Origin of the sequence: Streptomyces sp. NPDC001549 (assembly GCF_042894025.1) — a bacterium.
Taxonomy (GTDB): domain Bacteria; phylum Actinomycetota; class Actinomycetes; order Streptomycetales; family Streptomycetaceae; genus Streptomyces; species Streptomyces kutzneri.
In genome coordinates this window covers 24013-32117 of the sequence record NZ_JBIAVJ010000049.1, presented here as the reverse complement: position 1 = coordinate 32117, position 8105 = coordinate 24013, and the positions used below count along the sequence as shown (strand labels likewise).

At 69.5% G+C, this 8105-nt stretch carries 11 protein-coding genes and 2 pseudogenes; 6 read left to right on the top strand and 7 right to left on the bottom strand.

The genetic code is table 11. From position 1 onward, the window contains the following. Positions 1 to 444: pseudogene (locus ACFY04_RS41735) on the bottom strand (transposase); the annotation flags it as partial. Between the two features lie 112 nt (positions 445 to 556). On the opposite strand from ACFY04_RS41735, the gene ACFY04_RS41730 reads away from it, so the two are divergent. Beyond that, positions 557 to 868, top strand: coding sequence for a hypothetical protein (locus tag ACFY04_RS41730; RefSeq protein ID WP_389126064.1), 312 nt, complete (start codon positions 557 to 559; stop codon positions 866 to 868). Positions 869 to 905: 37 nt separating this feature from the next. After that, the gene (locus ACFY04_RS41725) at positions 906 to 1130 is read left to right on the top strand and encodes a hypothetical protein (RefSeq protein ID WP_389126062.1); all 225 of its coding nucleotides are present in this window, start codon (positions 906 to 908) and stop codon (positions 1128 to 1130) included. Positions 1131 to 1148: 18 nt separating this feature from the next. On the opposite strand, the gene ACFY04_RS41720 is transcribed toward ACFY04_RS41725, so the two are convergent. The 3 genes and pseudogenes from ACFY04_RS41720 to ACFY04_RS41710 form a co-directional block, all read right to left on the bottom strand. Continuing rightward, complete coding sequence (locus tag ACFY04_RS41720) at positions 1149 to 1598, bottom strand: SRPBCC family protein (RefSeq protein WP_389126060.1); 450 nt, start codon at positions 1596 to 1598, stop codon at positions 1149 to 1151. Between the two features lie 190 nt (positions 1599 to 1788). Continuing rightward, the gene (locus tag ACFY04_RS41715; RefSeq protein ID WP_389126057.1) at positions 1789 to 2385 is read right to left on the bottom strand and encodes a hypothetical protein; all 597 of its coding nucleotides are present in this window, start codon (positions 2383 to 2385) and stop codon (positions 1789 to 1791) included. Between the two features lie 133 nt (positions 2386 to 2518). Then, positions 2519 to 3289 (bottom strand): annotated as a pseudogene (locus ACFY04_RS41710) (PP2C family protein-serine/threonine phosphatase); the annotation flags it as partial. 492 nt (positions 3290 to 3781) lie between these two features. Here ACFY04_RS41710 and ACFY04_RS41705 point away from each other — a divergent pair. Beyond that, positions 3782 to 4267 carry a DUF488 domain-containing protein gene (locus ACFY04_RS41705; RefSeq protein ID WP_389126055.1) on the top strand — a complete coding sequence of 162 codons (486 nt, stop codon included), beginning with the start codon at positions 3782 to 3784 and terminating at the stop codon, positions 4265 to 4267. 28 nt (positions 4268 to 4295) lie between these two features. On the opposite strand, the gene ACFY04_RS41700 is transcribed toward ACFY04_RS41705, so the two are convergent. Then, the gene (locus tag ACFY04_RS41700) at positions 4296 to 4793 is read right to left on the bottom strand and encodes a hemerythrin domain-containing protein (protein ID WP_389126052.1); all 498 of its coding nucleotides are present in this window, start codon (positions 4791 to 4793) and stop codon (positions 4296 to 4298) included. A gap of 393 nt (positions 4794 to 5186) precedes the next feature. Between ACFY04_RS41700 and ACFY04_RS41695 the strand changes: the two genes are divergently transcribed. After that, positions 5187 to 5891, top strand: a complete 705-nt coding sequence (locus ACFY04_RS41695) for a HemK2/MTQ2 family protein methyltransferase (protein ID WP_389126049.1) — start codon at positions 5187 to 5189, stop codon at positions 5889 to 5891. A gap of 70 nt (positions 5892 to 5961) precedes the next feature. Here the strand turns inward: ACFY04_RS41695 and ACFY04_RS41690 are convergent, their stop codons facing one another. Further along, positions 5962 to 6363 (bottom strand): hypothetical protein, encoded by a 402-nt coding sequence (locus tag ACFY04_RS41690; protein WP_389126047.1) that lies wholly within the window; start codon positions 6361 to 6363, stop codon positions 5962 to 5964. Positions 6364 to 6547: 184 nt separating this feature from the next. After that, complete coding sequence (locus ACFY04_RS41685) at positions 6548 to 6823, bottom strand: isoamylase early set domain-containing protein (protein WP_389126045.1); 276 nt, start codon at positions 6821 to 6823, stop codon at positions 6548 to 6550. 355 nt (positions 6824 to 7178) lie between these two features. Here ACFY04_RS41685 and ACFY04_RS41680 point away from each other — a divergent pair, with 355 nt between their 5' ends. Both ACFY04_RS41680 and ACFY04_RS41675 read left to right on the top strand, forming a co-directional pair. Then, positions 7179 to 7301, top strand: a complete 123-nt coding sequence (locus ACFY04_RS41680; protein WP_389126042.1) for a hypothetical protein — start codon at positions 7179 to 7181, stop codon at positions 7299 to 7301. 301 nt (positions 7302 to 7602) lie between these two features. Next, positions 7603 to 7977, top strand: coding sequence for a DUF6479 family protein (locus ACFY04_RS41675; protein ID WP_389126039.1), 375 nt, complete (start codon positions 7603 to 7605; stop codon positions 7975 to 7977). Positions 7978 to 8105: the final 128 nt, after the last annotated feature.

Sequence of the window (8105 nt, the reverse complement as noted above, 5' to 3'; positions counted from 1 at the left end):
GCCGACGCCCGGCCTGTCCGTTCTGTTCTTCCGGTCCGCCCCTTTTTGTCGGGCCGCCTCCTGCTCCTGTGCGGCTTCTTCCAGGGCCTCCATGAGGTGCTTGCTGACGCGCATCCCCGCCGCGTCGTGGTGGGCGCGGACGGTGGTGGAGTCCACGCTGACCAGCGACAAGTCCGTTCTCCCCATCCGGGCCCCTTCCGCGATCAGGCCTTCGAGCAGGGCGGTGAAGACGCCGGTGTCCCGCCAGACGCGGAAGCGTCCGTAGACGGTGGCCCAGGGGCCGAACTCGGCAGGCATCTCCCGCCACTGGGCACTGGACCGGAACCGCCAGATCACACCCTCGAACTGCTCCCGCAACCGCTCCGGGTAAGGGCCGTACCTACCGATCGGCAGGTACGGCTCGATGAACTTCCACTGGGCATTGGTGAGTTGCCTGCGTGTCACGACCACAGTCCTACCGGATTCCGCCCCGCGAACAGGACAGAACCCAAGAATGATCACGACACCACACAGGCCCTAGCAGTCGTCGCAACACCCCAGTCCAGAGGGATGCTCGATGGAGTTCGAGATCCGTGAGGACCGGACAAGGCCGCAAGGCCGGAAGAAGCTTGCCCGGGAGCGGGCCGCGTACTTTCAGCGCATGGACCAGGGCTACAGCAACCGGGTCGTCGGGATCGACGTCCGGACCGGCAAGAGGTGGCGCAACGGTGACCGCTTACGCGGCCAGGGCCGCAGACCACTGCCTCCGGCAAGGAAGGCACCGATGGTCTGCGGCCCGTCGCGCTATCTACGTCATCAGGCGATGATGCCCAGGAGGCGGAGAAGCGGTGCCCCCTCCGCGCCGCAGGTGGGGTCCGACGCTGCCTGACTGGCCGGGAACCCCGCACGAGCGGCACCCTGGACACATGGACAGCGCGCCCATCGTCGTGCACCAGCCGTCCCCGACCGGCGGACGCCGGGTGACCATGCGCCACCAGGACCGCGAGCAGGTTCTTGGTACTGCGTACTCCGATCACGACCTGGTGGTCTTCCTCGAGGCCGCGGGGGTGGTCTCGCCGGCCAACGTCCTCGACGATCCGCAGCTGGTGCAGTGGAGTGGCGCAGGTGCGCACGAATGGCATGCTGCTTGAGCGGATCACGCAGCGGGGTCAGACCTCGCCGCGCCAGGCGCCGCTCTCGGTACCGCGCTCCTCGATGAACTTCTTGAACCGCTGGAGGTCACCGGTGACCTGGCGGTCGATGAAGCCGAACTTGTCGGCGATGGTCTCTGCCAACCCGTCGGGGTCGAAAGCCAACCGCAAGGTCACCTCGGTGCGAGTCGGGTCGACGGGGTGGAAGGTAACGACGCCCGACTGCTCGGTCTCTCCGCCCACGCTGACCCATGCGATCCGCTTGTCGGGGACCTGCTCGGTGATCTCGGCATCGAACTCCCGGTCCACCCCACCGATCTTGGTCACCCAGTGAGTGAGGGTCTCGTCGACCTGCTCGACGCGCCGGACACCGTCCATGAACAACGGGAACGTCTCGAACTGAGTCCACTGGTTGTAGGCGGTGCGAACGGGGACGTCGACCTCGATGGATTCCTTGACTTCGGACACGGCAGGAGGTCCTTCCGGCAGGGGCCGCACTGCGGCCCGCTCATCTATTACGGATGGAGACGTGCCCGCTGAACCGCGCCTACCTGACGGCCGGACCGGCGAACCCCTCGGACGGCCGCTCGAATCGACGACCCGGGAACCCCGCGCACGGCTCCGCAACCGGACCTCCTGGCCGGCCTCCTGGCGGGGCTCAGTGCGCTAGCGGCCAGTGGCGGCTGCGCACCACGTACGGCGCCAGGGTGCGGGCACGCCGCAACATGCCATACAGCTGCTGGGCGGGACGCTGCTGCTCGCCGTGGACGGCGTTGACGATGATCAGCCCGCAGGTCAGCGCCGGCACGGACCACTGGGCGTAGGACAGGTGGCGTTCGGCCTGACCAGTGTCGACAGGGAGACGTTCAGTCTTTTCGGCGTCCTGGGGATCGACGGAGGAGGCGAGTTCGATCTTCTTGCCGAGGACGCGGGTGTAGGCGGTGGCGGCCAGGGCGGCGCCGGTCAGAATGGTCTTGGCCAGGGTGGAGGCGGCGACGCCCTGCTGGGTGACCACGCGCGTCGCGTTGGCTGCGAGCAGACCGGTGGAGCCGACGAGGTGCACGCCGATCGCGGCGGCGCCCACGGGCGCCCACATGGCCCACCCCGAGCTCGCGATCCTGGCACCTTCCTCCCAGCTCTTGCCTTGAGCTTTCGCGGCGCCGTTGAGGCCGACCGCACCCATCAAGGAGCCGCCGAACCAGGCGGCCAGGCCAACGTCGTGCAGGCTGCGCAGGACCGTGTTGCGTTCCGGCATGGGGTGACTCCTCGCGCGCGGGAGTGCCGACGGGCCGCCGACACTCCCGCCACCGTCACCCTGAGAGCCGTGCCGTGCCAGTGTGGCTGCTCCGAACGGGGGCTTGGGCTCGCTGCGCGCGTTGCTCGATCAGGCGGCCGTGGTCGAGGAGGGCCTGGTGGATCTGGCGGGCCTGTTCGGCAAGGTCCGTCCCTGCGCGGCGGGCGCCGCGGGAGGCGTTGACCAGCAGGGTGGCCATGAGCGAGGCATCGACGTCGTGGCCCATGGCGTCGGTGACGGACAGGTGCAGGGTGCCGTTGTCGAGACTGTAGTCGTAGGTGTCGCCGGCGATGTCGGAGGCCGGGACCAGGGCGCCGGCGAGGGTGAACTGGGGGGACTCGCGGGAGGCCGCCGAGGGCAGGAGGTGGCGCTGGATCTCCGCGGAGAGGCTGACCGCAGTGGTGCGGTTGCCCCAGTGGTAGAGGTCGGTGAAGCGGCGGTCGGTGACGATGATGTACGCCAGAGCGTGCGCGGCCTCCTCGACCTGCTCCAGCACATCCCGGGTGACCTGGGTGAGGAACAGCTCCAGGACACCGATGGTGTCGCCGCGGTTGGTGACAGGGGCCAGCACCCGCTGGCCCTGCTCACCGTCCGAGTCCAGCACCAGTCTCTGGCTGCCCAGGACCTCGTCGTAGACGCTGCTGCCGGCGAGGGGAACCTGTTCGGCGCGCTCCTCCTGGTGCGTGGCCGCCGTGTCGTGGACCCGCAGCAGGCGTCGGCAGACGACGTCCACGAACAGGAACGACACGTACCCAGCGCCGAACCGGTCACGCAGGTTACGCGCCACGACATCGAGGGAGTCCACCGGCGCGGCCGCCTCCGCCGCTGCCAGCACCGCAGCCAGTCCGATCCGCTCACGCGCCACATCAGCCTCCACATAGTTCTCTTTCCCGCCAAACGGCGGAATCACAACCACGACATGGATCAGCCCGTCAGGGACGACAGCGCGACCGCCGTGGGTGTCAGGGGCAGTGCAGGTCATCCTGCTGGCGCGGCAGCCGGGTCGATCAAGTCCGCCGCACCGGGTCGGTCCTACGCCGTCGCCGTGAAGGCGTTCACCGCGATCGACGCCTTCACCGTTGCGCTCCCTCCACTGCGTACCTCAGGCCGGGAGAGCATTTCGCCGCACACCATGACCGGCGCGGGGCGCTCAGACCGCCGGGGTAGCGCCGGCTGCTTCGGGTAGGCGCCCGGTGGGGCAAAGGCAGGCGCCCGGGGGTAGGGCTCCCGGCCACTGCGCCTCCTGACCGGCAGGCCCGGCCCCAGCTCCCTCGGGTTCGGCCCGGTGCCGGTGTGGAGGCAGTGCGGCTGATGACGTACGGCATCGTGTGGGACTACGCCACCGAGGGGTGCTGCGATGAGACGCATCGCGACGATCGGCGTCTACGGCTTCACGGCCGGAGCCTTCCTCGAGGAGCTTGCCGACGGGGGCGTGGGGCTGCTGCTCGACCTCCGCCAGCGCCGCGGCGTTCGGGGCCCCGAGTATTCCTGGGCGAACTCGGTGCGGCTCCAGCGCGCGCTTGCCGCGGCGGACATCGGCTACTGGCACGTGAAGGAGCTGGCGCCGACGACGGAACTGCGTCATCTCCAGTACCGAGAGGACGACCGCCAGGGCGTGGGCAAGCGCAACCGCATCGCGCTGGCGCCCGCGTACGCCGAGCGCTACACCCGTGAGATCCTCGACCCGTTCGACCTCGGCGCGCTCGTGGCCGAGCTTCCGAGCCCCTCGGTGACCGCCCTTTTCTGCGTCGAGCGCGATCCGGAGGCATGTCACCGCTCGCTCGTGGCCGAGCGCCTGCGTGCCGAGCACGGCCTGCCCGTCACGCACCTCCGCCCGGGCTGATCCGTGCCCGTCACCGGCATTCGTGGGCCTACGGACACCCGATACCAATCAGGTCAGTCCTGGCGCTGGGGACGGCGAGCGGCTCACCCGGGGCGGTCTTCTTCGCCGCTTCCATCTGTTCGCCGAGTTCGGTGAGGCGGTTGCGGCCCATCGCCTTGCGAACGTCGGGGAACCACTCCTTCTCTTCTTCCTCGACGTGGTGGCGGAGGTTCTCCATCAAGACGGACATCTTGGCGTCGAACCGCTCGTCGGCCGGGTCGAGGTCCTTGAGCTCGGAGAGCATCCACAGTACGACGTGGTGCTCCTCAATGCTTTCGAGGACGTGGTCCTTGGTGTCGGGGTCGGCCTCGCGGGCGGCCGGGTAGAAGACGGTCTCCTCGATCCAGGTGTGGGTGGTGAGTTCCTCGATCACCTTGTCCGCGATCGCCCGCTTCTCGGCGTGGTCGCTGTCGCCGGCCTTCTCGAACTGCTTGAACAGCCTCTCGACCGTCTTGTGGTCTTCCTTGAGCAGCACGATCCCGTCCACCAGCGCCTCCTTGGCGTCGCCGTACCGGGCGGCGCAGCCGTCCGCCCCGACGCCGTGTACCCGGTCCTTTCACGCGTAGCTCATCACGGAGGAACGTTTGGCCCGGAAAGGCGACGTGCATACGCCATACGCCGACCAGGCCCCGTGCCTCCCAGGTGGGCGTCGGCACCAACTGGCTGAGCAGCATCGGCAGCGCAGCGCCGTGAGGACGCTTGGGGAGCCGGTAGGGCGCGCGGCCGGAATCCCCACCCGTGAGGTCTGCGTTTCGCTGGATTTCCGTTTGAACCTCCGAAGATCGCCAGGTTTCTGGATGGGGTGCGTAGCCGGGGGCAGTCGCACATGCGGGGATGGCTAGGCAGCTTGCTCGGGGGCGTCTGTTTCTGGAGGTGCGCAGTGACCAGTACGGCTCTGAGCTTGGGAACGTCCACCACAGGCCTGGTCGCTCTCCCGGGTGTCTACCGCCCACAAGCGGACACCTGGTTCCTCGCGCAGGCGCTCAGGCGCGAGCACCTCGGTCCCCAGACGGAAATGCTGGAGATCGGTACGGGCACCGGCGTGCTGGCCCTCCTCGGCGCGAGCAGGGGTGCCAGGGTCACTGCAGTCGACGTCTCCTGGCCGGCCGTGGCCACGGCCCGCCTGAACGCGCTACGCCGGCGGCTGCCCCCGAGACTCGCCCACGGAGACTTTGCTGCCCGCACCGCCGGGCGATCATTCGACCTGATCATCGCGAATCCGCCTTACGTTCCCGCCCCGGCCAAACGTCTGCCGTCGCGTGGGCTCGAGCGAGCGTGGGACGCAGGCCCCGACGGGCGGGCGATCATCGACCGGATCTGCGAAAGCGCCACGACACGGCTGCGGCCGGGCGGCGTCCTCCTCATGGTGCACCCGGGGATGTGCGGGGCCAACGCCACCATCGACCGGCTCTCCCGGTCGGGACTGGCTGCCGAGGTAACGGCGAGCGTCTTTGTACCGTGTGGCCCCGTGCTCCGCTCGGGCCGGGCCTGGTTGGAGCGGCAGGGCCTGGCGGCCGAAGCCCAGGAATGGGAAGAGCTGGTGACTATCCGCGCCAGCCACGTCAAGAACGCCGGCCTCGGCTAATCGGCCAGCAGCGGGCCCCGCCATCGACGGCGCCACCCGCTGCGCACAGAGAGCGGCAGCGGGAGGGTGCTCAGCCGGCCAGGGCAACGAGCCTTCGGTACTCGAGCTGGTCTGCCCGCCTGGCGGTGAGGTGGACGTGAACGTCGGCAAGGAACTCCTTCAGGGCCGTGAAGCCGTCCGTGTAGGCCTCCTCCCACTCACGGGCGTCCGGCGGCAGCCAGAAGATCAGGAGCTGCGCGTGCATTCGCATGCCGTCCGGGCTGGCGAAGGACAGCTCGTGGACGACCAGCCGCGGCTCATCCGCGGGCAGGGCCTGGACCAGCTCCTCGTGGGTCAGGTTTCCCTCGACCTCCGGAACCAGAAGACCCGGGACGTCAGCGTAGCGAAGGGTCACCGTGTTGATATCCCGCTTCTCCCTCAGATGGTGCAGGGCGGCAAGGGAACCATCCGAAAGACCGGTTGGGCTGCTCACAGGGGACCCGCCTCGGTGCTGGTCAGGACCTGGGAATCACGGGGCAACAGTCGCCGGGGACCAGCCGAGCGAGAGGAGGCGTCCGCTGTCCCGCCGCTGGCGCAGTGACGAGAGTGTCAGCGCTCAGGAGGGCCGTGAACCGGGTCGGCGGGAGTGGCTCGGGCGGATTCCGGCAGGCCGGTGGTCAGGTGTGGATGCGGCTGTTGGTGCCGTCGTGGCTGTCGGCCTGTTCGTCGTCGAACCAGTGGTCGCCGGCCGCGAGGTAGCGGAAGGAGTGTGCGCTGTGGGCGGGGAGGGCGACGGTTGCGGCGCGGGTGCCGTCGCCGCGGGGCTCCAGGGGGTGGGCGGCAGGGTTCCAGTGGTTGAAGTCTCCGACGACGCTGACAGGCCCGTCCGGTGTGCGGTCGGGGAGGATGAAGGTGACCTGGGTACGGTCCTTGAGCTGCTTGCGTTCGAGCACGGAAATGACTCCAGCCACGATGAAGGGGGAACCGGCCCGTGCATCCTCGCGCTGCCGTGCGCGTAGCGCGGCGGTACAAGGCCGTAAGCCGGGCGGAGCTCACCCGGGTGGCCGCGAGCGGCCAGCCGCCAGGCCTACGGGCGCCGCTGAGGGCATCCCACGGGCATCGGTGCCGAGGCTGCCCGTCCGGCCCTACCCCGACAGAGGCTGTGATCGACGGCCCGCCACGTTCAACCAGCCCCGGATGCCGCGGCTGGAGTGATTCGCAAAGGCCGACCCACTTGTCACCGCCATGACCTACTTTCAACCGCTCTGTGGGTAGATGCGGGTCACCACTCCTTCCCCGGAGGTCATCATGGCGTCAACCCACCGCGCACCCATCGAAGAGCGCCCCGACCTGATGGAGCTGCGCGACCGACACGACCGTGCGGCCGCCACGCCCCGCGCGCAGATGGTCGAGGCACTCGACCTTCACTGACCTCCGCCGGTCAGGGCGGAGGCCGGGACAACCCCGGCAGCGATCGCGATCAGCGCCGTTACCCCAAGCACGACTTTCCGCTTCATGCCGAAGCGAGCGTTCACGCTCCCACCCTCGTGGCAGGGCCGCCCGGCGTCCGACCACAGCCAGTGCAGGCGATCACGGGCGTCAACCGGCCTGGACGAGCCCGCCCGCCGCCGGACCGCGCGAACCCAACGACACGACACGGCATGCCCACCAGGAACCGGAATGGGCTCCTACGGTGGCCGGTAGAGCGGCCGATTACGGGTAGGGGCCGGGCATGACTGCCATCCAAACCCTCGCTGCAGAAGCGCAGCCGTCCCTCTTTCTCATCGCTGCCGGAGTGGTTCTGGTCGTCCTGCTGATCGGCGCGTTCTGGTACGGCAGCCGGCGACGGCGCCGCGCCACTGCCCCGCCCCGGCCGACTGAGCAGAACCCTCTGATGCACGTCCGCCAGACTCCAGACCATCCCAGCTTCTGCAGCCGCTGGGCGCGCTTGCCGGTCATCTGCCCGGCCGCGTACGCCCGTCGCTGTCCGGCGGGTCACCGGCCCCGGCCGAGACTGTGGTGCCCGCCCGCCGGCAGGCTGCCGCCCGGCCAGGGGTGCGGGGCGCCGGTGGTGAGGGCGGTCTCGCGGGGGAGGGCGTGGTGGTGACGGGCAGGGCGGCAAGGATCAAGCGCTCGCGTCCCGGCGTGTGGGCACAGGGCGGGGTGAGCGGGAAGCCCCTGCCGGACCCGATGGGTCCGGCAGGGGCCGGTGGCTGCGCGAGGGGTCGCTGAACG

Bases quoted from the DNA above. Each gene is read 5' to 3' on its own strand.
- ACFY04_RS41730 (WP_389126064.1), top strand. From the start codon at position 557: ATGGAGTTCGAGATCCGTGAGGACCGGACAAGGCCGCAAGGCCGGAAG.
- ACFY04_RS41675 (WP_389126039.1), top strand. From the start codon at position 7,603: ATGACTGCCATCCAAACCCTCGCTGCAGAAGCGCAGCCGTCCCTCTTT.
- ACFY04_RS41680 (WP_389126042.1), top strand. From the start codon at position 7,179: ATGGCGTCAACCCACCGCGCACCCATCGAAGAGCGCCCCGACCTGATG.
- ACFY04_RS41705 (WP_389126055.1), top strand. From the start codon at position 3,782: ATGAGACGCATCGCGACGATCGGCGTCTACGGCTTCACGGCCGGAGCC.
- ACFY04_RS41715 (WP_389126057.1), bottom strand. From the start codon at position 2,385: ATGCCGGAACGCAACACGGTCCTGCGCAGCCTGCACGACGTTGGCCTG.
- ACFY04_RS41725 (WP_389126062.1), top strand. From the start codon at position 906: ATGGACAGCGCGCCCATCGTCGTGCACCAGCCGTCCCCGACCGGCGGA.